General features: G+C 74.6%; 21 protein-coding genes. 12 read left to right on the top strand and 9 right to left on the bottom strand.

What is annotated here, in order from left to right:
• Positions 1-6: 6 nt before the first annotated feature.
• Positions 7-819 (bottom strand): hypothetical protein, encoded by an 813-nt coding sequence (locus ACYVDO_RS03240; protein ID WP_460932791.1) that lies wholly within the window; start codon positions 817-819, stop codon positions 7-9.
• A 122-nt stretch (positions 820-941) separates the two neighbouring features.
• On the bottom strand, positions 942-1,514 hold the full coding sequence (locus tag ACYVDO_RS03245) for a hypothetical protein (RefSeq protein ID WP_460932792.1): 573 nt from the start codon (positions 1,512-1,514) through the stop codon (positions 942-944).
• Positions 1,515-1,682: 168 nt separating this feature from the next.
• Here ACYVDO_RS03245 and ACYVDO_RS03250 point away from each other — a divergent pair, with 168 nt between their 5' ends.
• From ACYVDO_RS03250 to ACYVDO_RS03270, 5 genes are all read left to right on the top strand, one after another.
• On the top strand, positions 1,683-2,606 hold the full coding sequence (locus tag ACYVDO_RS03250) for a lysophospholipid acyltransferase family protein (RefSeq protein WP_460932793.1): 924 nt from the start codon (positions 1,683-1,685) through the stop codon (positions 2,604-2,606).
• Between the two features lie 64 nt (positions 2,607-2,670).
• Positions 2,671-3,786 carry a MacS family sensor histidine kinase gene (macS, locus tag ACYVDO_RS03255; protein ID WP_460932794.1) on the top strand — a complete coding sequence of 372 codons (1,116 nt, stop codon included), beginning with the start codon at positions 2,671-2,673 and terminating at the stop codon, positions 3,784-3,786.
• Complete coding sequence (locus ACYVDO_RS03260) at positions 3,783-4,460, top strand: response regulator (RefSeq protein WP_460932795.1); 678 nt, start codon at positions 3,783-3,785, stop codon at positions 4,458-4,460. The genes macS and ACYVDO_RS03260 overlap by 4 nt, the downstream gene beginning before the upstream one ends.
• Before the next feature lie 71 nt (positions 4,461-4,531).
• Positions 4,532-5,881, top strand: a complete 1,350-nt coding sequence (locus ACYVDO_RS03265; RefSeq protein WP_460932796.1) for a class II 3-deoxy-7-phosphoheptulonate synthase — start codon at positions 4,532-4,534, stop codon at positions 5,879-5,881.
• Positions 5,882-5,990: 109 nt separating this feature from the next.
• Positions 5,991-7,052 carry a threonine aldolase family protein gene (locus tag ACYVDO_RS03270; RefSeq protein ID WP_460932797.1) on the top strand — a complete coding sequence of 354 codons (1,062 nt, stop codon included), beginning with the start codon at positions 5,991-5,993 and terminating at the stop codon, positions 7,050-7,052.
• A 177-nt stretch (positions 7,053-7,229) separates the two neighbouring features.
• Here the strand turns inward: ACYVDO_RS03270 and ACYVDO_RS03275 are convergent, their stop codons facing one another.
• From ACYVDO_RS03275 to ACYVDO_RS03285, 3 genes are all read right to left on the bottom strand, one after another.
• The gene (locus tag ACYVDO_RS03275; RefSeq protein WP_460932798.1) at positions 7,230-8,102 is read right to left on the bottom strand and encodes a DMT family transporter; all 873 of its coding nucleotides are present in this window, start codon (positions 8,100-8,102) and stop codon (positions 7,230-7,232) included.
• A gap of 128 nt (positions 8,103-8,230) precedes the next feature.
• Entirely contained in the window at positions 8,231-10,267 is a 2,037-nt protein-coding gene (gene pknB, locus ACYVDO_RS03280; RefSeq protein ID WP_460932799.1) for a Stk1 family PASTA domain-containing Ser/Thr kinase, read from the bottom strand.
• A gap of 127 nt (positions 10,268-10,394) precedes the next feature.
• Complete coding sequence (locus ACYVDO_RS03285) at positions 10,395-11,723, bottom strand: LysM peptidoglycan-binding domain-containing protein (protein ID WP_460932800.1); 1,329 nt, start codon at positions 11,721-11,723, stop codon at positions 10,395-10,397.
• Positions 11,724-11,893: 170 nt separating this feature from the next.
• Here ACYVDO_RS03285 and ACYVDO_RS03290 point away from each other — a divergent pair, with 170 nt between their 5' ends.
• Entirely contained in the window at positions 11,894-12,286 is a 393-nt protein-coding gene (locus ACYVDO_RS03290; RefSeq protein WP_460932801.1) for an Rv2175c family DNA-binding protein, read from the top strand.
• A gap of 5 nt (positions 12,287-12,291) precedes the next feature.
• Here the strand turns inward: ACYVDO_RS03290 and ACYVDO_RS03295 are convergent, their stop codons facing one another.
• The gene (locus tag ACYVDO_RS03295; protein WP_460932802.1) at positions 12,292-13,380 is read right to left on the bottom strand and encodes a polyprenyl synthetase family protein; all 1,089 of its coding nucleotides are present in this window, start codon (positions 13,378-13,380) and stop codon (positions 12,292-12,294) included.
• 90 nt (positions 13,381-13,470) lie between these two features.
• On the opposite strand from ACYVDO_RS03295, the gene metF reads away from it, so the two are divergent.
• Entirely contained in the window at positions 13,471-14,382 is a 912-nt protein-coding gene (metF, locus tag ACYVDO_RS03300; RefSeq protein WP_460932803.1) for a methylenetetrahydrofolate reductase [NAD(P)H], read from the top strand.
• Between the two features lie 273 nt (positions 14,383-14,655).
• On the opposite strand, the gene ACYVDO_RS03305 is transcribed toward metF, so the two are convergent.
• On the bottom strand, positions 14,656-15,477 hold the full coding sequence (locus ACYVDO_RS03305; RefSeq protein WP_460932804.1) for an HAD-IIA family hydrolase: 822 nt from the start codon (positions 15,475-15,477) through the stop codon (positions 14,656-14,658).
• A 119-nt stretch (positions 15,478-15,596) separates the two neighbouring features.
• Between ACYVDO_RS03305 and ACYVDO_RS03310 the strand changes: the two genes are divergently transcribed.
• Positions 15,597-15,986, top strand: a complete 390-nt coding sequence (locus tag ACYVDO_RS03310; RefSeq protein WP_460932805.1) for a VOC family protein — start codon at positions 15,597-15,599, stop codon at positions 15,984-15,986.
• Positions 15,987-16,044: 58 nt separating this feature from the next.
• On the opposite strand, the gene ACYVDO_RS03315 is transcribed toward ACYVDO_RS03310, so the two are convergent.
• A complete protein-coding gene (locus tag ACYVDO_RS03315) occupies positions 16,045-16,605 on the bottom strand; it encodes a YbaK/EbsC family protein (protein ID WP_460932806.1) in 561 nt (186 codons plus the stop codon).
• A gap of 310 nt (positions 16,606-16,915) precedes the next feature.
• Here ACYVDO_RS03315 and ACYVDO_RS03320 point away from each other — a divergent pair, with 310 nt between their 5' ends.
• Genes ACYVDO_RS03320 through ACYVDO_RS03330 form a run of 3 tightly spaced genes read left to right on the top strand, consistent with a single transcriptional unit; the run spans position 16,916 to position 21,768 of the window.
• Positions 16,916-17,239 carry a DUF6504 family protein gene (locus tag ACYVDO_RS03320; RefSeq protein ID WP_460932807.1) on the top strand — a complete coding sequence of 108 codons (324 nt, stop codon included), beginning with the start codon at positions 16,916-16,918 and terminating at the stop codon, positions 17,237-17,239.
• A 12-nt stretch (positions 17,240-17,251) separates the two neighbouring features.
• Positions 17,252-17,701 carry an SAV_6107 family HEPN domain-containing protein gene (locus ACYVDO_RS03325; RefSeq protein ID WP_460932808.1) on the top strand — a complete coding sequence of 150 codons (450 nt, stop codon included), beginning with the start codon at positions 17,252-17,254 and terminating at the stop codon, positions 17,699-17,701.
• A complete protein-coding gene (locus tag ACYVDO_RS03330) occupies positions 17,698-21,768 on the top strand; it encodes a DNA polymerase III subunit alpha (RefSeq protein ID WP_460932809.1) in 4,071 nt (1,356 codons plus the stop codon). The genes ACYVDO_RS03325 and ACYVDO_RS03330 overlap by 4 nt, the downstream gene beginning before the upstream one ends.
• 190 nt (positions 21,769-21,958) lie before the next feature.
• Here ACYVDO_RS03330 and ACYVDO_RS03335 read toward each other — a convergent pair whose 3' ends face one another.
• A complete protein-coding gene (locus ACYVDO_RS03335) occupies positions 21,959-23,194 on the bottom strand; it encodes an HNH endonuclease family protein (RefSeq protein WP_460932810.1) in 1,236 nt (411 codons plus the stop codon).
• A gap of 337 nt (positions 23,195-23,531) precedes the next feature.
• Here ACYVDO_RS03335 and ACYVDO_RS03340 point away from each other — a divergent pair, with 337 nt between their 5' ends.
• Entirely contained in the window at positions 23,532-24,311 is a 780-nt protein-coding gene (locus ACYVDO_RS03340; RefSeq protein WP_460932811.1) for a methyltransferase domain-containing protein, read from the top strand.
• Positions 24,312-24,356 lie beyond the last annotated feature (45 nt).

Genomic DNA, 24,356 nt, shown 5'->3' on the forward strand with positions numbered 1-24,356 from the left:
CGCCCGTCAGCCGGTGGGGGGTCCGACCCAGACGCTGGGACCCCTCGTGTCGATGTCCGGGCCGTCCACCACCTCGACGCGGGGGGCGTAGCGCCGCACGGCCGCCGTCAGGGCGGCTCGCTCCTCTGTTCGGAGCTGGCGGGCGAGCCGCTGGTACGGCAGGCGCGGGCCGTTCCCCGTGGCCCCCGCCCCACCCGCACCGGCGGCCTCCAGCATCGCCAGGACGTCGGGGCGGGTGCGACGCAGCTCGGCCGGGGCGCCGGGGTCGAGCGCGGACAGGTCGACCGACCCCGGCATGAGGAGCTGGAGCCCGGGTCCGTGGGACAGGGGTGGTGCCACGAGCGGGTCGGCGTCCGGCCCCGTGCCCTGCACGACCAGCGCGAGCGCCTCGCGCCGCGCCCGGCCCGCCGTTCGAGTCGAGTCGCGCTCGATCACCTGGCAGGCGACGAGGCGTGCCACGCGCTGCCAGGGGACGACGCACGCCCGGCGCTCGGCGTCAATGCCCAGGCCGCTGAAGTAGACGCCCTTCGGCCCCACGGCCAGCTGCGGCACTCGCGACGCGCGCAGGACCTGGCGCAGGGCGAGGAGCGCGCCGGCGCCGAGCACGACGATGATGGCGAGGCCGAACAGGGACGCGGCGCGCAGTGCGAGCACCGCCCCGTACGCGGAGAAGGCGAGCATCAGCGCCGCCATGACGGCGGGCACGACGACGGTCACCCGCGGCATGGGGAGGACGAAGGCCGAGGGATCCCCGGCGACGGCCTCCTCGGGCGTCGCGCCCACCCCGGTCCGGTCCCTGCCCACGCGGATCCGCGGCATACCTCCTCCCTGCCCAGGTGTCGTCGGTCGGCGGCAACCTAGCGACCGGGCCGGCCCCCCGGGGGACGAACGGGGCAGGTCGGTACGGACGGGTGAGGCCACCGCGGCGCGGCGACGCCGGGTCAGACGCGGGCGCCGTTGTCGGGGTCGTCCTCGTCCCGCGAGTGGGGCTGCCGGAGCACGAGCAGGACGAAGCCGCCGACGGTCAGCCCCAGTGCCCCCAGGGTCCACCAGCCACTGACGTCGGGACGGAAGAGCACGAGCCACAGCAGCAGCAGCGGCCCGGCGACCAGGCCGACGATGATGCCCCAGAACTGCAGGTCCTCCTGCGGGGGCAGGGGCGCCACCGGGCCGGGCTCGAAGTGCTCGTCCTCGTCGAGGGCGCTCAGCTCGTCGGGGTCGGGAGCGGGGTCGTCGGCCTCGGAGGGCTCGACGCCGCGCCAGACCACGAAGGGCCGGATCGGAGGCGGGTTGGTCGGGTTGCCCTCGGGGTGCAGGGGCGGGTTGACCCCCGGCCGGTCTGCGGACGGACGCTCGGTCCCGGACCGGTCGTCGGTGGAGCGGTCCGTCGCGGGTGCGTCGGTCGCGGGCCCGGCCACGGGGCGGTCCGGTGCCGGGCGCTCGGGCACCACGGCGATGTCGTCCCAGTGCGCGATGATGTCCGCGAACTGCGCGTCCACGTCCTTGTCGCCCATGGGCCCCTCTGCTTCCGACCAGGGACCGTCTGCCGTGCGACGACTCCCACCGACGGCTCCACGATACGTGGCGCCGGACCGGGAGGCGAGGTCCGTCCCGCGAATCCCGACGGGCAGCGGTGTGCACCCGCCGTGTCGTAGAGTTCCTCGCGTCACAGGAGGTGCGGGGTGTTCTACTGGGTTCTCAAGACGGTCGTGCTTGGGCCGCTGCTCAAGCTGCTGTTCCGGCCGTGGGTCGAGGGCGAGGAGAACATCCCCGACGACGGCGCCGCCATCTTCGCGAGCAACCACCTGTCCTTCTCGGACTCGATCTTCCTGCCGCTGATGGTCCCCCGGAGGATGACGTTCCTCGCCAAGTCGGACTACTTCACCGGGCGCGGCATCAAGGGACGGCTCACCGCCGCGTTCTTCAAGGGCGTCGGCCAGCTGCCGATCGACCGCTCCGGCGGGCGTGCCGGTGAGGCTGCGCTGCGCCAGGGCCTGAAGGTGCTGCGCCGTGGAGAGCTGCTCGGCATCTACCCCGAGGGCACCCGCAGCCCCGACGGACGGCTCTACCGGGGCCGCACCGGGGTGGCGCGCATGGCGCTCGAGGCCGGCGTCCCGGTCCTGCCGGTCGCCATGATCGGGACCGACAAGGCCCAGCCGACGGGCAAGAAGGTGCCCAAGCTGATGCGGATCGGCATCAAGATCGGCAAGCCGCTCGACTTCTCGCGCTACGAGGGCATGGAGGACGACCGGTTCGTCCTGCGCTCGATCACCGACGAGATCATGTACGAGCTCATGCTGCTGTCGGGGCAGGAGTACGTCGACATGTACGCCACCTCGATGAAGGACCGGATCCTCGCGGCCGCGAGGACCAAGGCCCGCGAGATCCAGGAGGCGGCCCTGCCCGGAGCTGCCGCGAAAGAGCTCGAGGAGGCGCTCGCCGCGGGCGAGGAGCCCGCGCAGCGCTCGGGCTCGCGCGCCGTGGACGACGCGGCCGCGGACATCGACGAGCGCACCGGCCGCGACGGCCAGGACGGCCCCGAGGCGGGCGACGACCGCCCCGGTGGCGAGGCCGACGGCGGTTCCGTCGACCGCGCCGCCTCCTGACCGGTTCGTTCCCGTGCCGGTGCCGCGCCGGTCCGTCCTGGACCCGTCCTCCCAGCCTGAGGTGGTGTCGGCGTTCTGGAAGGGCATCGACGTCTTCCGGCCGATCGCGCTGCTCTACGCGGCGTACTCGCTGTGGGACCGGCCCACCGACCTGACCCGCCCCGCCCTCGCCTGGTCGGTCCTCGCGGTGCTCGGCGCGTGGACGCTGTTCCTCGTGTTCTACCGGCGGCGCCGGCTGTGGCTGGTGCTCGTCGAGCTCGCGCTCGGGGCTGGCGCGATCCTGGCCACCCGCCTCGTCGACACCGACGCCGCCATCGCCGCCGGGGCTCGCACCCTGCCGACGTTCTGGCCGGCGGCGGGGGTCGTGTCGGCCGCCGTCCTGCTCGGGCGCCGCGGCGGCATCCCCGCGGCCGTGTTCATCGGGGTCGTCGACCTCGTCGAGGTGCGGCAGGCGACGCCCAACACGATCAACAACATCGTCCTGCTCCTGCTCATCGGGGCCCTCATCGGGTACGCCTGCGACCTGGCCCGCGAGGGCCACGCCAAGCTGCGCGAGGCGCTCGTCCTCGAGGCACGGGTCCGCGAGCGCGAGCGGCTGGCCCGAACCGTCCACGACGGCGTGCTGCAGACCCTGGCCTTCATCAACCGGCGCGGCGGCGAGCTCGGCGAGCAGTCCGCCGTACTGGGCGCGATGGCCGCCGAGCAGGAGCGGATCTTGCGGGCCCTCGTCAGCGGCACCAGCCCCGAGGACGCCGAGGCAGCGGTCAGCGGCGACACCGACCTGCGCCAGTCGCTCGCGAGGTACGCCGGTGGCCGGGTGCAGCTCGTCGCCCCCGCCGACCCCGTCCTCGTGCCGCCGCGCGTCGCGGGCGAGCTCGCCGCCGCCGTGGGCGCCGCCCTCGACAACGTGCGCCGGCACGCCGGCGAGGACGCCCAGGCCTGGGTGCTGCTCGAGGACGCCGGCGAGGACGTGGTCATCACCGTGCGGGACAACGGCGTCGGTATGCCGCAGGGCCGGCTCGCGCAGGCCGCGGCGGCGGGGCGCCTGGGGGCGTCGTCGAGCATCCGGGGCCGGTTGAGCGACCTCGGGGGAGAAGCGAGGTACACCGGCCGTGAGGGGTCCGGGGTGACGGTCGAGATGCGCGCGCCCAAGAGCGGCGCGCCGGAGGGAGATCGATGAGCGAGCAGGACACCGCGGCGGCACCGGTGACGGTGGTCGTCGCGGACGACCACCCCTTGTGGCGCGACGCCGTGGCGGCCGACCTCGCCGACGCGGGCTTCGCGGTCGTGGCCACCGCGGACGACGGGCCGTCGGCGGTCAACCGCACGAAGGCCACGCGACCGCGGGTGCTCGTCCTGGACCTCAACCTCCCGGGGCTGCGGGGGCACGAGGTCTGTGCGGCGCTCGGCGCGCTCGAGACCCGGGTGCTGGTGCTGTCCGCGAGCGGCGAGCAGCAGGACGTGCTCGAGGCCGTCAAGGCGGGGGCGACCGGCTACCTCGTGAAGTCGGCCACCCGGGAGGAGATCGTCGCCGCCGTCGGTGCGACGGCGCGCGGGGAGGCGGTCTTCACCCCCGGCCTCGCCGGCCTGGTGCTGGGGGAGTTCCGCAAGATGTCGACGCAGCCGGCGGTCGACCCCTCCCGGCCGATCCCGGAGCTCACCGAGCGCGAGACGGAGGTGCTGCGCCTCGTCGCGACCGGCATGTCGTCCAAGGAGATCGCGGCCGAGCTGTTCATCAGCCACCGCACGGTGCAGAACCACGTGCAGAACACCCTCGGCAAGCTGCAGCTGCACAACCGGATCGAGCTGGCGCGGTTCGCGATCGCCAAGGGCCTGGACACCCCCGAGGCCTGAGCGCGCGGCCCTGGGTGACCGCGATGCGGGCTGCGGGACGAGCCGTTCCCGGGCGCACCTATCCTTGTCGCGTGAGCACTGCCCAGCACGACGCCCTCGCCAGCCTCGCGGCCGGCACCGCCCTCCAGGCGGCGCAGCAGCCCGAGTGGCCCGACCCGCTGGCCCTCGCCGACGCGGTCGCGACCCTGGCGTCGTACCCGCCCCTGGTCTTCGCGGGGGAGTGCGACGTGCTCAAGAACCGGATGGCGGCGGCAGCGCGCGGCGAGGCGTTCGTCCTCCAGGGTGGGGACTGCGCCGAGACGTTCGCGGCCGCGACCGCAGACAACATCCGTGACCGGGTCAAGACGATCCTGCAGATGGCGGCCGTCCTCACCTACGGCGCGAGCGTCCCGGTCGTCAAGATCGGCCGGATGGCCGGCCAGTACGCCAAGCCCCGCAGCAGCGGCAGCGAGACGCGCGACGGCGTCACCCTCCCGGCCTACCGCGGAGACATGGTCAACGACTTCGAGTTCACCGAGACCTCCCGCGTGCCGGACCCGCAGCGGCTCGTCCGCGCCTACCACGCGAGCTCGGCCACGCTGAACCTCGTCCGCGCCTTCACCCAGGGCGGCTTCGCCGACCTGCGGCACGTGCACGACTGGAACAAGGGCTTCGTCTCCAACTCGGCCAACAGCCGCTACGAGCGCCTGGCCAAGGACATCGACAAGGCGATGAAGTTCATGTCGGCCTGTGGCGCGGACTTCGACGCGATGCGCACGACCGAGTTCTTCTCCGCCCACGAGGCGCTCCTGCTCGACTACGAGCGCCCGCTGACCCGCGTCGACAGCCGCACCGGCGAGCTCTACGACACCAGCGGCCACTTCATCTGGGTGGGCGAGCGGACCCGCGACCTCGACGGCGCCCACGTGGACTTCGTCTCCAAGGTGCTCAACCCCATCGGGGTGAAGCTGTCGGCCAAGGCCGAGGTCGACGAGGTGCTGCGGCTCATCGACAAGGTCGACCCCGACCGCGAGCCCGGCCGGCTGACCTTCATCACGCGGATGGGGGCGCGCACCGTCCGCGAGGCGCTGCCGACGCTGGTCGAGAAGATCACCGCGAGCGGCGCCCAGGTCACCTGGATCTGCGACCCCATGCACGGCAACACCTTCGAGTCCTCCAGCGGCTACAAGACGCGCGACTTCGAGGACGTCGTCGAGGAGGTGCGCGGCTTCTTCGAGGTGCACCAGGGACTGGGCACGGTGCCCGGCGGCATCCACGTCGAGCTCACCGGCAACGACGTCACCGAGTGCATCGGCGGCGCCGAGAAGATCCTCGACGCCGACCTGTCCCAGCGCTACGAGACGGTCTGCGACCCCCGGCTGAACCACCAGCAGAGCCTCGAGCTGGCGTTCCTCGTCGCGGAGATGCTCTCCAAGAGCTGAGACGGCGTATGCCGTGTCGTCCCTCGTGCGGGCGTGACCGGTCGTCGGCGCCCGAGCGCGCGGTGTGACCGGTCACCGGGGCACGGCCGACACCTCCTAGGCTGCGGGCATGCCCGCTGCGCCCCAGGTCGACCTGCTCTCCGACACCCTCACCAGGCCCACCGACGCCATGCGCGCGGCGATGGCCTCCGCCGCCGTCGGCGACGACGTCTTCGGTGAGGACCCGACAGTCCGCGAGCTCGAGCAGCGGGTCGCGGGGATGCTGGGCCACGAGGACGGCCTGTTCACCCCGTCGGGCTCGATGGCCAACCAGCTCGGCATCCGGCTGCACGTCGGGCCCGGGCAGGAGCTCGTCGCCGACTCGCTCGCCCACGTGCTGCGCGCCGAGATGGGGGCTGCCGCAGTGCTCTCCGGCATCTCGTCGCGGTCGTGGGTGGCGCAGCACGGGGAGCTCGACGCGTCCCAGCCGCTGGCGCTGATGATCCCCGACGGCGGGGCGTACCAGGTCAACACGCGGCTGGTCGTCGTGGAGAACACGCACAACTTCGGCGGCGGCACGGTGCAGCCGCTGGACCAGGTCCAGGCCCTGCGCGAGGGCACGCAGCAGCGTGGGGTCGCGATGCACCTCGACGGGGCCCGGCTCTGGAACGCCCACGTCGCCACGGGGACCCCGCTCGACACCTGGGGTGGGCTGTTCGACACGGTGAGCGTGTGCCTGTCCAAGGGGCTCGGCGCGCCGGTCGGGTCGGTGCTCGTCGGGTCGGCGGCGCACATGCAGGAGGCCAGGATCTGGCGCAAGCGGTTCGGCGGCGGCATGCGGCAGGTCGGTATCCTCGCGGCCGCCGGCCTGCACGCGCTCGACCACCACGTGGAGCGCCTGGCCGACGACCATCGCCGGGCCCGGCGCTTCGCCGAGGCGGCGGCGCAGGCACGTCCGGGATCGGTGGACCCCGCCCGCGTGCAGACCAACATCGTCGTGCTCGACGTCGCGAGCGCCGGGTGGACGGCGGCCGCCTTCGTCGAGGCGGCAGCGGCCCTCGGCGTACGCCTCTACCCGGTGAGCCCGACGGCCGTGCGCCTGGTGTGGCACCTCGACGTCGACGACGCGGGGACCGCGCTGGCCGTCGACGCCCTCGCGCCGCTGCTCGAGCAGGGAGCACCGGCCGCCTGAGGGTGCCGCCGCGGGCAGGAGGACGCGCGTCGCGCGGACTGTGCGTTGCCCCGGATACCGGGGCAACGCACAGTCCTTGGAGAAGTGGACCCGACCCGGAGCCGGAGCCGCACCCGGACTCGCACCCCGGTCAGGGGCTTTGCCGGGGTGCCCGGCCGGTGGCAGGACCCTGGGCGCTCAGACCTCGTGGTGGAGCAGCTCGGCCGGCGGGTCCTGCTCGGCGGTGGCGCCGGGGGAGCGCCGGCCCAGCAGCTCGACGACGTACATGGCCGTCAGCACCAGTCCGCCACCCAGCAGCATCCTCGCGGTCAGGGACTCCCCGCCGAACAGCACGGCGAAGAACGCCGCGAACACCGGCTCCATCGTCATGACGATCGCCGCCCGGGTCGCGGGCAGGTGCGACTGGGCCCAGGTCTGCGCCCACAGCGCCCCCGCACCGGCGACCAGCGCCATGTAGACCAACGAGGTCCACTGGCCGCCGGTCGACGGCAGGGTGATGCCGTCCGGGACGGCGGCGATGAAGGCCACGACCGTGATGACGAACGCCTGCACGGTGGCCAGGCCGGTCGCCGACGCGGTCGTGGAGTACCTCCCCAGCCCCAGGATGTGCAGTGCGTAGAGGGCGGCCGAGGCCAGGGTCAGCGCCTCGCCGTAGCCGACCGACAGTCCACGCAGCGACAGCACCGCCAGCCCGGCCGTGGCCAGCAGCACGGCCAGCCACGTCGTGCCCGGGAGCCGGTCGCGCAGCAGCACGGCACCGAGCACGGGGGTGAGCACGACGTACGTGCCGGTGACGAACCCGGACACCGAGGCGTCGGTGTGCTCCAGCCCCACGGTCTGCAGCAGCTGGGCCAGGCCGTAGAGCACGCCGAGGCCAAGCCCGACGAGCAGCTCGCGGCGCCCGAGGGCGAGCACCTGGCGCCGGAACACCACGGCCATCACGACCGCCGCGATCGCGAACCGCACTGCCAGGAAGTCGGCGGACGGCACGTGCGCCACGAGGTCGCGGATGAGGAAGAAGGTCGACCCCCAGACCGCGGTGACCGACACCAGGAGCAGGGTGGCCAGCCGCGCGGCGGGGAGCGGGCTGCGCGACGCGCTGGACGGCGGACCGGGGGAGTGCGTGCTGGCGGACAGGGCAGGGCCTTCGGGTGGAGGACGTCGGGCGGGCAGACCGGTCAGACGATGACGAGGGTGATGGCGCTGCCCTTGGGGGCCTTGGCGCCCCCGGCGGGGCTCTGGCTGCGGACGGTGCCGAAGACGCCGCCCATGAACCGTTCCTTCGTCACCGTGAACCCGGCGTCGGTGAGGATCTTCTCGGCCTCCGCCTCCTGCTTGCCCTGGACGTCGGGCACCGCGACCATCTCGGGGCCCTTGGAGACGACGAGCGTGACCTGCTGACCGCGGAACAGCGTGCCCCCTGCCGGGCTCTGCGTGATGACGCTGCCCTTGGCGACCGTGGTGCTGAACTGCTGCTCGGTGGCGTCGACCTGCAGGCCCTTGCCGGTGAGGTCGTTGACGGCCTGGTCGGCGGGCTTGCCGGTCCAGTCCGTGACCGCGATGGGCTGGCGGCCCTTGCTCACGACGAGGTTGACGTCGGCGCCCCGCTTGAGCTCCGTGCCGACCTTGGGGTCGACGCTGACGACCAGGCCGGCAGCCACCGTCTCGTTGTACGCCTCCGTGACGTTTCCTACGGCGAGCTTGGCCGCGGCGATCTGGTCGCTCGCCTCGGCCTTGGACTTCCCGGCGACGTTCGGCACGGCATACCGCTCGGGTCCTCGCGACACGGTGACCCTGACGTCCTTGCCGCGCGGTGCCTCGGTGCCCGCGCCGGGGTCGGTCGACATGACGACGCCCTTGGGGACGGTCTCGTCGAACTGGTCCTGGCGCTGGGGCGTGAGGTGGGCTCGCTCGAGGGCGGTGGCCGCCTTGGCGTACGCGAGACCGGTCGTGCGGGGGACGACCGTGGGAGAGCCCGGACCGGCCAGGAACCACCAGACCGAGACGCCGGCGAGCACCAGCGCAGCCAGCGCGAGGCCGATCCAGCGCCAGGGAAGGGACCGACGCGGGCCCGCGTCGGCGCTGACGACGCGGCCCTCGATCGCCGCGCCGTGACCGGCGGCCAGCCCGGAGCCCGGCGGGGCGGTGGGGGTGTGGTCGATGGGCAGCGCCACCGGTGGGACCCGGCGGCGGGCCGCCGCTGCGAGGTCGCCGGCACGGCCTGCGGTCCCGTCTGCGGCACCGTCGGCGTCGTCCTCCGTGCCGGAGCCTACGGGCAGGGCGCTCGTGCGCTCCACGGCGACCGTGCGCGCGCCACCGGCCGGGCCCGTCGGCCCCTCTGGCCGTCGGTCGAGCTCGGCGGGGGTGAGCATCGCGCGGGACGCCCGGACCTGGGTCAGGAAGTCCGCGGCGTCGGTGGGGCGCTGGTCCGGGTCGCGGGCCGTCGCGAGGGCCACCAGCGCGTCGAGCTCCTGCGGCACCGACGGCACCCGTGACGACGGCGCCGGGATCGAGCCGTGGACGTGCTGGTAGGCGATGTGGATCGGGGTGTCGCCGGTGAACGCCTTGGTGCCGGTGAGCATCTCGAACAGGATCAGCCCCGCGGCGTAGACGTCGCTGCGGGCGTCGGCGATGCCGCGCTCGACCTGCTCTGGGGACAGGTAGGCGACCGTGCCGAGCAGCACGCCCGTCTGCGAGGTGACGGTGTGCGACGAGACCGCCCGCGCCAGCCCGAAGTCGGCGACCTTCACGGTGCCGTCGTCCTCGCGCAGGATGACGTTCTCGGGCTTGACGTCGCGGTGGATGATGCCGGCCCGGTGCGCGGCGCCGAGGGCCTGCAGGACCGGAGCCATGATGTCGAGGGCGGCTCGCGGGGTCAGCGGACCCTCGGCCCGCATCACCTCGCGCAGGGTCTGGCCCGGCACGTACTCCATCGCGAGGAACATCAGGCCGTCGTCCTCGCCCTGGTCGAAGACGGCGACGACGTTGGGGTGCGACAGGCGGGCCGCGGACCGGGCCTCCCGCCGGAACCGCGTCACGAACGCGTCGTCCTGGGCCAGGTCGGCGCGCAGGACCTTGAGCGCCACGTCGCGGTCCAGGCGGGTGTCGAGCGCCAGGTAGACCGACGCCATCCCGCCGTCGGCGATGTGCGACTGGACGCGGTAGCGCCCGTCGAGCACACGGCCGAGGAGGGACTCGGTCACACCGGAAGACACCCGCAAAGTGTAGGAGACCGGACTGGTCATCTCGTGCAGGCAGGTCCGTGGCCGGTCCGAGGCGTGGACGGACCCGGGGGCGCGGACACCGCTCCACGGGGCGCCCTGCAGGCCGCAGGGCGGCGGGTCACACCCGGCCGCGGTGCGCCTTGACGGCCGTGACGTAGGACTTGGTGTCCGCGTACATCCCGTTGCCGCGGACCGAGGCCAGGCCCTGGTAGTACCCCGCGACCGCCTGGTCGGTGTTCGCGGCCGAGCGGGTCAGCGAGCGCAGGATGGCCACGCCGGCGGTGATGTTGTCCTGGGTGTCGAGCAGGTTGAGCCGGCGCCCGACCATCTGCGAGGCCCACTCGCCGGAGGAGGGGATCACCTGCATGACGCCGATCGCGTTCGCCACCGAGACCTGGCGCTGGTTCCAGCCGGACTCCTGCCACGCCACGGCCAGCGCCAGCTTCGGGTCCACGCCCTGGCGCCGGGCCGTCGCGATGATCATCGCCCGGGTCTGCGTGCGGCTCGGGACCGAGCGGGTGGCGAGGGCGGCACGGTTGCGGTTGGCGGCGCTGACCGTCGCCTGGGGGTAGGTCCGGCCGGCGAAGCTGTTGGTGCTCGGGCTCACCGGCTTGGCGCTCGAGGGCACCCGGACCTTCTGCCCGACCTGGATCATCGAGCGGGCGGAGAGGTGGTTGGCCTTGAGCAGCGAGGCGAGCGAGACGCCCTTGCGCGCGGCGATCCCCGAGAGCGTGTCACCCGACACGACGGTGTATGCCGTGGTGGCCGCCGGGCGCGCGGCGCTGGGGGTCGTGCCCCGCACCCGCAGGCGCTGCCCGGGGTGGATCACGGTGCGGGCCGAGAGCCGGTTGAGCTTGTAGAGCGTGCCGAGTGGCGTCTTGGTCCGGGCGGCGATGGCGCTGAGGGTGTCGCCGGAGCGGACCGTGTAGGTCGAGGTCGCGACGGAGGCGGAGGCGGAGGCGGCCGGGCGGGCGGCGCTCGCGGCACCGGCCCCGGGGATGCGGACCTTCTGGCCGACCTGGATCACCGAGCGTGTCGAGAGGTGGTTTGCCTTCAGCAGGGCGGCCAGCGAGACGCCCTTGCGGGCGGCGATGGCCGACAGGGTGTCACCCGGGCGCACGACGTAGGTGGCGCGCCGGATCGCCGCAGCACGCGCCGCGGCGGCGGCCTTGGCCCGGGCTGCCTCGGCGCGCGCCTGGGCCGCGGTCTTCGGGACGGACAGGCGCTGTCCCACGGACAGGCGGGACCCACCGTCGCGCAGGTGGTTGCGCGCCACCAGCGCGCCCACGGTCGTCCCGGTGCGGTCCGCGATCGCCGACAGGTTGTCGCCGGAGCGCACCGTGTAGGCCGTCCAGCCGTGCGGTGCGGCCGCGACCCGCTGGACGACGGCCAGCGGGGCCTGGGCCAGGGACGGGGGAACGGCGGCCGGGGCGATCACAGGTGGCATCAGGGAACGTGCCTTTCGGGCGGGTCCCACCGGGGCGGGAGGTGCAATGGGTGCGGATGATGTCGATGTTGCGGCTGTGACGGGTGTGACAGTACACCACGGTGGCGTGCTCATATCGACTTACATCGATGTAATTTGCAATGGCAGCCACGGCTGGCAGGCTGGACCCCGTGACCGAGCAGAACCCCGATCCCCTCTCCCCGGACGAGCCATCGCTCGAGGCCCTCGTGGGCTCGTGGCTGCCCGTGCCCGACGTCGCCGAGCGGCTCGGCGTGCCGCTCTCGCAGGTGCGCCGGATGCTCGAGGACCGCGAGCTGCTCGGCCTGCGCGTGGGGGAGCGGCGGATCCTCAAGGTCCCCGAGCAGTTCCTCGACGAGACCGTGCTGCACCACCTGCGCGGCACCTTCACGGTGCTGGCCGACGGCGGCATGACCGACGAGGAGGTCGTGCGCTGGCTGTTCACCGCCGACGACACGCTGGGTCGCGGGGGGACGCCGGTCGACGCCCTGCGTGACGGCTTCAAGACCGAGGTGCGTCGCCGGGCGATGGAGACGGCCTTCTAGGTCTCCTAGTACTGGCGGCTCGTGGCGCTGTCGATGAGGCCGTCGAGCACGTCGACCGCCTCGTCGGTGAGCCCGGTCGTCGACTTCAGGGCGGCGCGGGCCGAGCCGACCAGGCGGGTGATGTCCGCCTCCACGGCGTCGACGGCCCCGCTGTCGGTGATGACCCGGCGCACCGCCTCGACCTCCTCGTCGCCCAGGGTCGGGTCGCCGAGGTACCGGCCGATGAGGGCCCGGCCGTCCGCGTCCGCGCCCGCCAGGGCATGCGCGACCAGGACGGTGCGCTTGCCCTCGCGCAGGTCGTCCCCGGCAGGCTTGCCCGTGGTGGCGGGGTTGCCGTAGACCCCGAGCAGGTCGTCGCGCAGCTGGAACGCGTGGCCGAGGTCGAGCCCGTAGCGCGACAGCGTGGCCAGGTCGTCGGCGTCCGCCCCACCGGCCGTCGCGCCGATGAGCAGCGGGTGCTCGACCGTGTACTTGGCGGACTTGTAGCGGATCACGCGCTCGGCGCGCTCGATCCGCTCGGGAGTGGCGACGCCGTCCCAGGAGCGGGCCGACTCGACGACGTCGAGGAACTGCCCTCCCATGAGCTGGGTCCGCATCCGGTCGAAGACCTCGCGGCCCCGGGCCAGGTGTTCGGGCGCGAGCCCGGACGTGGCGTACAGCTCCTCGGTCCAGTTGAGGCACAGGTTCCCGGCCAGGATGGCCCCGGCGACGCCGAACCGGCCGGCGTCGCCGGCCCACTCCTCGCGCTCGTGGCGGGCGGCGAGCGAGCGGTGCGCCGCCGGCATACCGCGGCGGGTGTCGCTGTCGTCCATGACGTCGTCGTGGATCAGGGCGGCCGCCTGGAAGAACTCCATCGCCGTGGCCACCTGGACGATCGCGTCGGAGTCGGGCTGCCCCGTCCCGCGGTAGCCCCAGTAGAGGAAGGCAGCCCGCAGCCGCTTGCCGCCGGTGAGCAGCCGGGCCACGGCCTCGAGCAGCTCGTGCGCGTCGGGCCCGACCTCGGCCAGGACGCCGTCCTGGCGGGCGAGCACGGCGTCGACGCAGCGCTGCACGCGCTCGCGCAGTGCGGCGGCATCGAGCGGGCTGGCGACCACGGTGCTCCTCCAGATCGTCGGCGGCACAGGGCGTCTCACCCGGTGCTGCTCCTGAGCCTACGGTGTGGGCGCTCGACTAGTCTCACCGCCATGGCACTCGGTCGACCGTCGCGGCTGGCCCGGCCGGAGTCGCAGACCCGGTCGATCCCCGGCATGCTCGCGCGCACCGCGCCCTCGATCAGCTTCGAGTTCTTCCCGCCCAAGGACGACACCGGCGAGGAGACCCTCTGGGACGCCATCCGCCGGCTGGAGTCGGTGCGCCCGGACTTCGTGTCCGTCACCTACGGCGCGGGTGGCACGAGCCAGGACCGCACGGTGCGGGTGACCGGGCGCATCGCCCTGGAGACCACGCTCACCCCCCTGGCCCACCTCACCTGCGTGGGCGCGTCCGTCGCCGCGCTGCGCCAGGTGATCGGGATGTATGCCGCGAGCGGCGTCCGCAACATCCTCGCCCTGCGCGGCGACCCCCCGGGCAACCCGGGCGGGGAGTGGATCCCGCACCCCGAGGGCCTCGACCACGCCACGGACCTCGTCCGGCTGGTGCGCTCGCTGGGCGAGTTCACGATCGGGGTGGCCGCGTTCCCCGACGTGCACCCCAGCTCGCCCGACCTCGACCACGACGTCGAGGTGCTGGTGCGCAAGGCCGACGCGGGGGCGTCGTTCGCGATCACCCAGATGGTCTTCGACGCCGACACCTACCTGCGCCTGCGCGACCGGGTCGCGGAGCGCCGACCGCTGCCCATCACGCCCGGGCTGATGCCGGTGACGAACTTCAAGCAGGTGGCGCGCATGTCCCAGCTCATGGGCACGCCGCTGCCGGCCCCGGTGGTCGCGCGGCTCGAGCGCGTGGCGGACGACCCCGCCGCCACCCGGGAGGTCGGGGTGCAGATCGCCACCGAGCTCGCCCAGCGGATGCTCGCCGAGGGGGCGCCGGGCCTGCACTTCATCACCATGAACCGCTCGACCGCGACGCTCGAGGTGCACCGCAACCTCGGTCTCTGAGGCCGGCGGCTCCTGTGCCGAGCCTCCGGCGTCCGGCCTCCGGCGTCCGGGCTTCCGGCGTTTCCGGCGTTTCCGGGCTTCCGGCGCCCCTCGGCCGAGCTTCCGCAGGCCCATGGCCCAGCCTCCGGTCCGCTCACGTCGTCGCGCGGGGCGCGGGCCCCGGCTCGACCGTCCCCCCGGCCGCCCCGGGCACCTACGCCCCGCGCCGCCACAGTCCCCCGACTGCGGCGCGCCGAGCCTGCCGCCGGTCGTGACCGCCCCGCATCCGTGCGACTACTCAGATGGTCGGCCCGGGCCGGCCAGCGGGCGCAGCTCGCCCACGAGCGGCACGACGTCGGCGATCGAGTCGACCACCCGGGTCGGCTGGTAGGGGAAGGTGTCGACCTGCCCGCGCGAGGTCGATCCGGTGAGCACCAGCACGGTCCGAAGTCCCGCCTCGAGGCCGCTGATGACGTCGGTGTCCATGCGGTCGCCGATCATGACGGTCGACTCGCTGTGGGCGTCGAGCCGGTTGAGGGCGCTGCGCATCATGAGGGGGTTGGGCTTGCCGATGTAGTAGGGCTGGCGTCCGGTCGCGGCACTGATGAGCGCGGCGACCGAGCCGGTCGCGGGCATCGTGCCCTGCTGGCTCGGCCCGCTCACGTCCGGGTTGGTCGCGATGAACCGGGCACCGGCCTCGACGAGCCGGATCGCCTTGGTGATGGCCTCGAAGGAGTAGGTGCGCGTCTCGCCGAGCACGACGTAGTCCGGGTCCCGCTCCGTCATCGTGTAGCCGACCTCGTACAGCGCGGTCGTCAGCCCGGCCTCGCCGACGACGAACGCGCTCCCGTGTGGTCGCTGGTCGTCGAGGAACTGGGCCGTGGCGAGCGCGGAGGTCCAGATCGCGGCCTCGGGCACGTCGATGCCGCTGGCCCGCAACCGGGCCCGCAGGTCGCGCGGGGTGTAGATCGAGTTGTTCGTCAGGACCAGGAACCGTCGACCGTGCTCGACCAGGGCGCGCAGGAACTCGGCCGCCCCCGGGATCGCGGTCTCCTCGTGCACGAGGACGCCGTCCATGTCCGTGAGCCAGCACTCGACCGGCCGGGGTGAGGTCATGGGGCACATTCTGCCCAGCCGGTCTCACCCTTGTGGGGGAGCGCCACGGATCGGGCGGGGCGCATGCTCGAAGGTGGCCTGCGACCGCCGGGGCCGCAGCGCAGCGAGGAGGTCTCGTCATGTCCTTGGCCACGAGCTCGATCGCGACGATGTTGCCCGTCACGGACACCGGTCGCGCACGGGCGTTCTACGACCGTCTCGGTCTGCCGTTCCAGGGGACGAACGACGAGGGCAGCCTGCTCTACGGGCTCGCGGGCGGCGTGGTGCTCATGCTGCTCCCGCGTGACGCGGGGACGCAGAACCCGAGCACGGCACTGAGCTGGGAGGTGCCCGACGTCGCCGCGGAGGTGCGCGACCTCGAGGGCCGCGGGGTCGTGTTCGACGACTACGACCTGCCCGGCCTCACGACGGTGGGCCACATCGCGACGACGGGTACGGACCGGGCCGCGTGGTTCCGCGACCCCGACGGGAACGTGCTCTGCGTGCACGAGGGTCCGCCGCCGGCCTGACGGGCACGGGTGCCGGTGACCCGAGGGAGGTGGGTGAGCCGGCTCCGGGTGGGCAGGGTCAGGCGACCTCGATGGCACGGCCGGCGGTGACCCGCAGCAGCTCCTCGTAGGTGGTGCGGAAGACGGTGTGGCTGTGGCCCGCTGCCGCCCACACGTGCCGGTAGCGGCTCAGCGACACGTCGACGTACGTCGGCACCGCCTGGGTGTGGCCGACGGGCGCGACCCCGCCGATCGCGAAGCCGGTGGTCTCCCGGACGAAGTCGGCGTCTGCGCGCTCGAGGTGCGCGACGTCGTCGACGAGGTCGGCGACCTTCACCAGGTCGACCCGGTGCGCCCCCGACGTCAGGACGAGGACGGGGGAGCTCCCGCCCGCGGCGCAGGTCGCCCGGAACACCAGCGAGTTCGCGATCTCCGCCGGGGTGATCCCGAGTGCCGCTGCCGCGGCTGCCGCGGTGCGGACCGCGTCCGGCAGCGTGACGACCTCGGGCGTGACGTGGTGGACCGCGAGGGCTGCGAGCACGCGCTGGACGCCCGGGTGCCCACGAAGGTCCGGGACCGCGCCGGTGGGGCGGGTCGTCGTCGGGGTGAGCGCCTGCGGCGAGGACGCGTCGGGCGGCATGCTCGCAGACTAGGGCCGGCGGGGGGAGCCCACCAGAGTTCGGGGAGGTCGTCTCACGGGTGGGCGCGCACCGGCGTCGCGGCTCCTCTTGACGCCGTGTCCGAGGCCGGGTGTACCGTTCCGGATATCGAACAAATGTTCGAATGCCGGGGTCCGGACGACCGGCGACCGAGCGGTTCCGGCCCTGGGCCGAGCCGTCCGTCGCCACCGGACCACGGCCGGCCCTGGCCCCGCGGCCGGCGCCTCGACCCCGCCGGTCCGGGCCAGGGCCCCACCTCATCCCATCCTGCCCTGACGAAGGAGCCATGCCGTGGTGCGCCGGTACGAAGAGCCGATCGAGGTCCGCGAGAGCACCGAGGGGGGTGGCACCACCGTGGCCACGCACCCGGACGCGTTCGTCTGGCGTGGCCGGCTCTACGTCGTGCGGGCCGTCCTGGACTCCTGGCAGGAGCGCCGGGCGTGGTGGCGCGACGCCCGCGAGGGCGCCGACGTGCTCACCGACGCCCGGGAGCGCCGGGTGTGGCGGGTCGAGGCGAGCGCCGGTCGCTCCGCCGGGTCGGGTGTCTACGACCTCGGCTCCGACCCGGCCGGTCCAGCCGGCGCGGGCTGGCGGCTGCTGCGGGTCGCGGACTGAAGGCGCCGACCCATGACTCCCACCACCACCCCCGTTCCCCACGCCGTGGCGAGCGCCCTGGACCTGCTCGACCGGTCCCGGCACTCCCTGCTCGAGGCGTGCCACAGCCGCGACATCGCCCAGCGCCACCGGCAGGCCCAGCTCGCGGCCCTGCGCGCCGCCGCCGCCGTGGTCGCCGCCCGCACCAGCCCCGGGGGCCCGGCCGGCCCGCGCAGCCTCTGGGAGCTGGTGCCGTCGGTCGCGCCGGAGCTCGCCGAGTGGGCCGGCTTCTTCGAGCTGGTCGCCGCCCGGCCCGGCCCGCACACCGCCCGCGAGGCCGACGACCTGCTGCGCCAGTCCGAGACCTTCCTCGAGCTGGTCTGCCGCGCCCTCGGCCTGCCGGCCGCCGGTGTCGCCCGCGACGTGCTCGTGCCCACCGTGGCGGCCTCCGGGGCCCCGGCCCGCGCCGGGGGGTCGCCGTGACCGACTTCGTCCACCTCCACGTCGCCTCGGGGTTCTCGATGCGCTACGGCACCGCCACGCCCGAGGCGATCGTCGAGCGCGCCGCCCAGCACCGCCAGCCGGTGCTCGCCCTCACCGACCGCGACGGGCTCTACGGCGCGGTCCGGTTCGTCCGGGCTGCGACCGCCGCCGGCATCTCCCCGGTCCTCGGGGTCGACCTCGCGGTCGGGCCCGACCGGGACCGCTCCGGCGCGTCCGGCGGTGGTCCCGACGACCCCGCCCGCGGTGGACGCCGACCCTTCGACCAGAAGCTCACGGACCGGATGCTCGCCGACCGGATGCTCGCCGACCGGACGCTCGCCGACCGGGCGCTCGCCGGTGCCGCCCGCGGTGGCGGCCACGCGGCATACCTGCCCCCGGCGGCCCGGCCCCGCACCCCGGTGCGCGGCGGTGCCGTGGTCGACCCGCGCCACCCGCGGGTCACCGTGCTCGCCCGCGGCCGGGCGAGTGGGCTGCCCGGGGGTGTCGGGTATGCCGCGCTGTGCCGGCTCGTCACCGACACCCACCTGCGCGGGGAGCGGGGGACGCCGGTGACCTCGCTCGACACCGTCGCCGCGCGCTGCGCGGCCCCCGACGGACACCCCAGCCCGCTCGTCGTCCTGTTCGGCCCCGACTCCGACGTGGGCCGGGCGGTCCTGGCCGGGCGGCCGGACCGGGCCAGGGCGCTGCTCGCCCGGTGGCAGCACCGGCTGCCGCCCGGCGCGCTCGTGGTCGAGGTGGTCTGCCACGGCGGCCCGTCCGGCACCCCGGCCTCCCGCGTCCACGCCGCGCGGATGCTCGGGCTGGCCGACGACGCCGGGCTGCCGGCGGTGCTCACCGCGGCGGTGCGCCACGTCGACCCGGCCGAGTCCGCGGTCGTCGACGTCCTCGACGCCGCCCGCCGGCTCGTCGCCCTCGACACCCGGCACCTCGACCGGGTCACCGACGCGGCCCACCTCGCGGGCACCGACACCATGCGCGAGGTGGCGCTCGCGGTGACCGGTGGCGACCGGACCCGGGCCGACGCCCTGCTCGAGCGCACCCTGGCCCTCGGGCTCGCCTGCGCCCAGAGCGCCCGGCACGACCTGGGCATCGGCTCGGTCCACCTGCCCGAGCCGGAGGTGCTGGGCATCGAGGCGGGGGAGAGCCCGCAGGTCCGGCTCGAGCAGCGCTGCCGCGACAAGCTCGCCTGGCGCTACCCGGGGCTGGGGGAGCGCGAGCTGTCCGCGGTCGAGCGCCGGCTCGTCGACGAGCTCAAGGTCATCGCCGAGCTCGGGTACGCCTCGTACTTCCTCACCGTCGCCGAGGTCGTCGACCTCATCCGGGAGATGGGGGTCCGGGTCGCCGCGCGCGGGTCGGGCGCCGGGTCGCTGGTCAACTACCTGCTCGGGATCAGCGGGGTCGACCCGATCCGCTACGGCCTGATCATGGAGCGGTTCTGCAGCCCGCTGCGGGCCGAGCTGCCCGACATCGACATCGACGTCGAGTCGGCCCGGCGCACCGAGGTCTACGAGCGCGTGCTCGAGCGGTTCGGGGGCGACCGGGTGACCTGCGTGTCGATGATGGACACCTACAAGGTCCGGCACGCGATCCGCGACGTCGGCGCCGCGCTCGGCATGGCCCCGGTGGAGGTCGACGAGATCGCCAAGGCGTTCCCGCACATCCGCGCCCGCGACGCCCGCAGCGCCATCGCCGAGCTGCCCGAGCTGCGCTCCCGCGGGCTCGACAGCCCCCGGCTGCGCGCGCTGTTCGACCTCGTCGAGCGGCTCGACGGCCTGCCCCGGCACATCGCGCTGCACCCGTGCGGGGTCGTGCTCTCCGACGGCAGCCTGCTCGACCGCACACCGGTCGAGGCGAGCTGGCTGGGGTTCCCGATGAGCCAGTACGACAAGGACGACGTCGAGACGATGGGGCTGCTCAAGCTCGACGTGCTCGGCATCCGGATGCAGTCGGCGATGGCGCACGCCGTGGCCGAGGTCGCGCGGGTCGACGGGCAGGAGGTCGACCTCGACGACCAGGCGCAGGTCCCGCTCGACGACGAGGCGACCTTCCGGCTGATCCGCACCAGCCACACCCTCGGCTGCTTCCAGATCGAGAGCCCCGGGCAGCGCGAGCTCATCGGCAAGTTCGGGCCGCAGCGGTTCGAGGACCTCGTCATCGACATCTCGCTGTTCCGCCCCGGGCCGGTGAAGTCCGACATGATCACGCCGTTCCTCGAGGCCCGGCACGGCTGGAAGGCCGCCTCCTACCTGCACCCCACCCTCATCGCCGCGCTGCAGGAGACCGAGGGCGTCGTGGTGTTCCACGAGCAGGTGCTCATGATCGTCGCCGAGACGACCGGCGTCTCGCTGGCCCAGGCCGACGAGGTGCGCCGGGCGCTCGGCACCCCCGGCGGCCAGGTCGAGATCGAGGCGTGGTGGCGACCCGCGGCGCTGGCCCGCGGCTACACCCGCGAGGACACCGACCGCATCTGGGAGGTGCTCAAGGCGTTCGCGTCCTTCGGCTTCTGCAAGGCCCACGCCGCCGCGTTCGCGCTGCCGACCTACCACTCGGCCTGGCTCAAGACCCACCACCCCGCGGCCTTCCTCGCCGGGGTGCTCACCCACGACCCGGGCATGTACCCCAAGCGGCTCATCCTCGACGACGCCCGCTCGCTCGGCATCACCGTGCTGGGCCTGGACGTCAACGCCTCGACCGGCACCTACCGCGTCGAGCGGCTCGAGCAGCTCGACCCCCTCGAGCAGCGCACGCTGTTCCCCGGAGCGCCCGGCGACCGGACCGCGGCCGACGTGCGCACCGGGGACCTGCCCGACGCCAGCGACTACGGCATCCGGCTCTCGCTCGCCGACGTCCGCGGGATCAGCGAGGCCGAGGTGGCGCAGGTCGTCGCCGGCCAGCCGTATGCCGGGCTGTCCGACTTCTGGCACCGGGCGCGGGTGTCGCGGCCGGTCGCCGAACGGCTCGTCCTCGCCGGGGCGTTCGACCGGCTCTACGGCATCGGTGCGGTCTCCGGCGGGGTGCCGGGGCTGACGTCCGGGCCGACGACCGCAGGCCTGGGGCGGCGCGGCCGCACCACCCGGCGCGACCTGCTGCTCCACCTCGCCGAGCTCGACCGCTGGACCCGGGCCGTCGGCCGCTCCAGCCGCCGGGTGGCACCGCGCGGCCGGTCCCGGGGTGAGGCGTCGGCGCCGCCCGACGTGCTCGCGGGGGACCAGGTGCGCGCCCGCGCGGCGGCCCAGTCGCAGGCGGCCGCCCCGGTGGCCGCGGCCGGCCTCCAGCCCACGCAGCTCGCCCTCGACCTCGGTGACCGGCCCGAGCTGACCACCGGCACCGGGCTGCCCGAGCTGAGCGGCCCCGAGCGGGTCCGGGCCGAGCTCGACATCCTCGGGCTCGACGCCAGCGCCCACGTCGTCGAGTTCTACGCGCCGATGCTCGACGCCCTCGGGGTCACCCGCAGCCGCGACCTGCTGTCGGCCCGCAGCCGGTCGACCGTCTGGGCCTGCGGGGTCAAGGTCGCCACCCAGACCCCGCCGATCCGCTCGGGCCGCCGGGTCGTGTTCCTCACCCTCGACGACTCGACCGGGCCGGTCGACGCGACGTTCTTCGAGGACGTCCAAGGTCCTTACGCCGCCACGGTTTTCCACTCGTGGATGCTGCTCGTGCGGGGCGTGGTGCGACGCACCGGCCCGAGGGGCATCTCGCTGCGGGCGACGGGCGCGTGGGAGCTCGCCCCGTTGTGGGAGGCGTGGCAGCGCGGCGGGGTGGAGGCCGTGTGGGCCGCGATGGAGGAGTCCGAGCGGGCGGCTGCCGAGCAGGCGCAGGCCGAGGAGGCGGCGCACCAGCAGGCCCTGCGGGGCGGGCGCCGGGTGCTCGTGCACGCCTCCGGGTTCCGGCAGTCCCCGTACGCCGACACCAAGCCGCCGGGTGAGGACGTGCGGGGCTCGCACCGGCTCGGCCAGGGCACCGTCGTGCCCGGCGGACCGGGCGCGGACCGGCTCGACCCACCGCGCAAGCTGTGGCACTCCAGCCCCGGCAGCTCCGGCCACTGACGGAGGGAGGGTGCCCGTCACGACGATGACGCCGAGGACCGGACGGCGGCGCTGCGGCCGCCGTGGCGCCGGTGCCGGCGTCAGCGCCCGTGCCGGTGCCAGGTGCCAGTGCCGTGCCGGTGCCGGTGCCGGTGGCGGTGCCAGGTGCCAGGGCCAGTGCCGCGGGAGGTACCCCCGGCGTCCCCTCGCGTCAGGCCGAGCGCCACCGGGCGCGGGGGTCCGTCGACGTGGTCCGGCACCGCATCAGCGTGCCCTTGCTGGTGCGGCCGAGGGCTCCCTCCGGGGAGCAGAAGGCGCCCGGGTGGACGCCCTGCACGAGGGACGAGGGAGACGTGCTCGAGGCCGACGGCTTCGGCGAGGCCGTGCCGCCGGCCGTCGAGGAGGTCGGTCGCGGCGCCGACGAGCTCGTCGCGACCGGCCAGCCGCCGAGGGCGACCGGCCCGGCAGCGGGCACTGCCATCGTCGGGCAGGCCCCGAGGACGCGCGCCAGCGCCGCGCGCTCCGCCGACGTGACCGCGACGGCATACCGGGCCTTGACGCCCACCTGCCGCGCGGCATACGCGCACCGGTACCCCTTCGCGGGCGGCAGCCAGGTCGCCGCGTCGCCGGCGCCCTTCGCCGCGTTCACCGAGCCGCCGACGGCGAGGAGGTTGAGCGGGTCGTTCGCGAAGGCGGTGCGGGTGGCGGCGTCCCAGCGCGCGGCGCCCTTGACCCAGGCGTCGGCGAGGGCCACGACGTGGTCGATCTGGACGGCGGACGACGTCGCCGAGCCGCGGGTGAAGGCGATGGTGCGGCCGGTGTACGGGTCGAGCAGCGACCCGGTCAGGACCACGCAGCCGTGCGTGCCGGCGTTGAGCCGCACCTGGCGCAGGTCGCGGCGCAGGACGTCGTTGCGCTGGTCGCACCCGTTGCGGTCGGTGTCGGTCCAGGCGGCACCGAACTGGTCGCGGGCGTACCCCGTCATGGGCCCCCGGCCCTTCACCGTCAGGGTGCCGAGCAGGGCCAGCGCCGTGCCGGGACGCGCTGGCGGGGAGGTGGACGCAGGGGAGGTGGCCGTCATGGCGGTCCGCGCCGGGACAGGGGTGCTCGAGGGGACGGCGGGGGCGGCCGCGGGCGCGACCGTGGGTGACGGACCGGGGCTCGTCGAGGTCGTCGGGCTGCCGGTGGGGTGTGCGGCGGTCGGGACCGACGACGTGGGCGCGGTCGCGCCGCCCGCGACGAGCAGCGCCAGGGCCGCCGCGAGGGCGACGCCCCCCGCGGGACGGCTCCGCAACCGCGCCCAGCCCACCCGACCGCGCAGCAGCGCCACCACCGCGACGACGAGGACATACGCGCCCGTCAGCACCAGGGCACCACTCGGGCCACCCGAGGCGAACCCCAGCCGGGCGACGACGGCCAGGCCGACCCACCCGAGGGCGGCCGCCACCCCGATCCTGCGGGCCCCGGTGGAGGCGCGCGGCGCCCCGGGGGCAGGGGGCGGGAGCGGGGGAAGGGCAGACGACACGGTCGGAGGTCCTCGAGGTCGGGCAGGCGGGGGAGGTTCGCACGCTAGCCGCGCCCCGGGGCCGTGGCGGCCGGTCCCGGACGAAACGGACCGGACGGACGATGCGGTGGCCGCCGGTGGGGTGCGCCGGCGCGGGCCGTCCGCCGTGGGACACGGCCCGGGGTCGTCACCCCTGACGACTACGCTGGGGCGTCGGAGCAGGTCACGGGGGCGTCCACGTCCTCCCTGCTCGTTCCTGATGTCTGTGGAGGAGGACCGCGTGGCCGACGAGCAGTGGCGCACCCGTCGTGGCGGCGTCGAGACCTCGCTGCGCACGTCCGCGGTCTGGGCTGCGGTCCACGACCTCGTCGGGCGCCGGAGCGCAGAGCTCGACCGTCCGCTGCGGGTCCTCGACGTCGGTGGGGGCACCGGCGGGCTCGCCGTCCCCATCGCCGAGCTCGGCCACGACGTCACCGTCGTCGACCCCAGTCCCGACGCCCTCGCGTCCCTGTCGCGTCGCAGCGGCGAGCGCGGGGTGGAAGGACGCGTGCACGCCGTCCAGGGCGATGCCGACTCCCTGCTCGCCGTCGTGGGGGAGCGACCGGTCGACCTCGTCTGCTGCCACGGCACCCTCGAGGTCGTCGACGACCCGCAGGTCACCCTGTCGGCCCTGGCCGCCGCCCTCGCCCCGGGCGGTCACCTCAGCCTCGTCACGGCCCAGCGGCTCGCCGTGGTCCTGGCCCGGGCCCTCGCCGGGCAGTTCGCCCAGGCGGAGCAGGCACTCACCAGTGCCGACGGCCGCTGGGGCAGCCAGGACCCACTGCCGCGCCGCTTCGACGCCGGCACCCTGCGGGCGATGGTGGAGCAGACCGGACTCGTCGTCGACGCCGTGCACGGGGTGCGCACGTTCAGTGACCTCGTGCCGTCCGGGCTCGTCGAGTCCGACGCCGACCGCGTGGCGCTGCTGCACCTCGAGCAGGCGGTCGCCGACTCCCCGCAGTTCGCGTTCCTCGGCCAGCTCGGGACCGCCGTGCACGTCCTCGCCCACCGCCCGCGGTAGGCGCCGTGCCAGCGCACCCTCCGGCGCGCCCGCCGGATCCCCGCG

The organism is Phycicoccus ginsengisoli, assembly GCF_054779295.1.

What these genes read in the sequence shown, in the direction of transcription:
- ACYVDO_RS03310 (WP_460932805.1), top strand. Translation starts at nt 15,597, where the DNA reads ATGTCCTTGGCCACGAGCTCGATCGCGACGATGTTGCCCGTCACGGAC.
- metF (WP_460932803.1), top strand. Translation starts at nt 13,471, where the DNA reads ATGGCACTCGGTCGACCGTCGCGGCTGGCCCGGCCGGAGTCGCAGACC.
- ACYVDO_RS03315 (WP_460932806.1), bottom strand. Translation starts at nt 16,605, where the DNA reads ATGCCGCCCGACGCGTCCTCGCCGCAGGCGCTCACCCCGACGACGACC.
- ACYVDO_RS03260 (WP_460932795.1), top strand. Translation starts at nt 3,783, where the DNA reads ATGAGCGAGCAGGACACCGCGGCGGCACCGGTGACGGTGGTCGTCGCG.
- ACYVDO_RS03270 (WP_460932797.1), top strand. Translation starts at nt 5,991, where the DNA reads ATGCCCGCTGCGCCCCAGGTCGACCTGCTCTCCGACACCCTCACCAGG.
- ACYVDO_RS03245 (WP_460932792.1), bottom strand. Translation starts at nt 1,514, where the DNA reads ATGGGCGACAAGGACGTGGACGCGCAGTTCGCGGACATCATCGCGCAC.
- ACYVDO_RS03285 (WP_460932800.1), bottom strand. Translation starts at nt 11,723, where the DNA reads ATGCCACCTGTGATCGCCCCGGCCGCCGTTCCCCCGTCCCTGGCCCAG.
- ACYVDO_RS03305 (WP_460932804.1), bottom strand. Translation starts at nt 15,477, where the DNA reads ATGACCTCACCCCGGCCGGTCGAGTGCTGGCTCACGGACATGGACGGC.
- ACYVDO_RS03325 (WP_460932808.1), top strand. Translation starts at nt 17,252, where the DNA reads ATGACTCCCACCACCACCCCCGTTCCCCACGCCGTGGCGAGCGCCCTG.
- ACYVDO_RS03240 (WP_460932791.1), bottom strand. Translation starts at nt 819, where the DNA reads ATGCCGCGGATCCGCGTGGGCAGGGACCGGACCGGGGTGGGCGCGACG.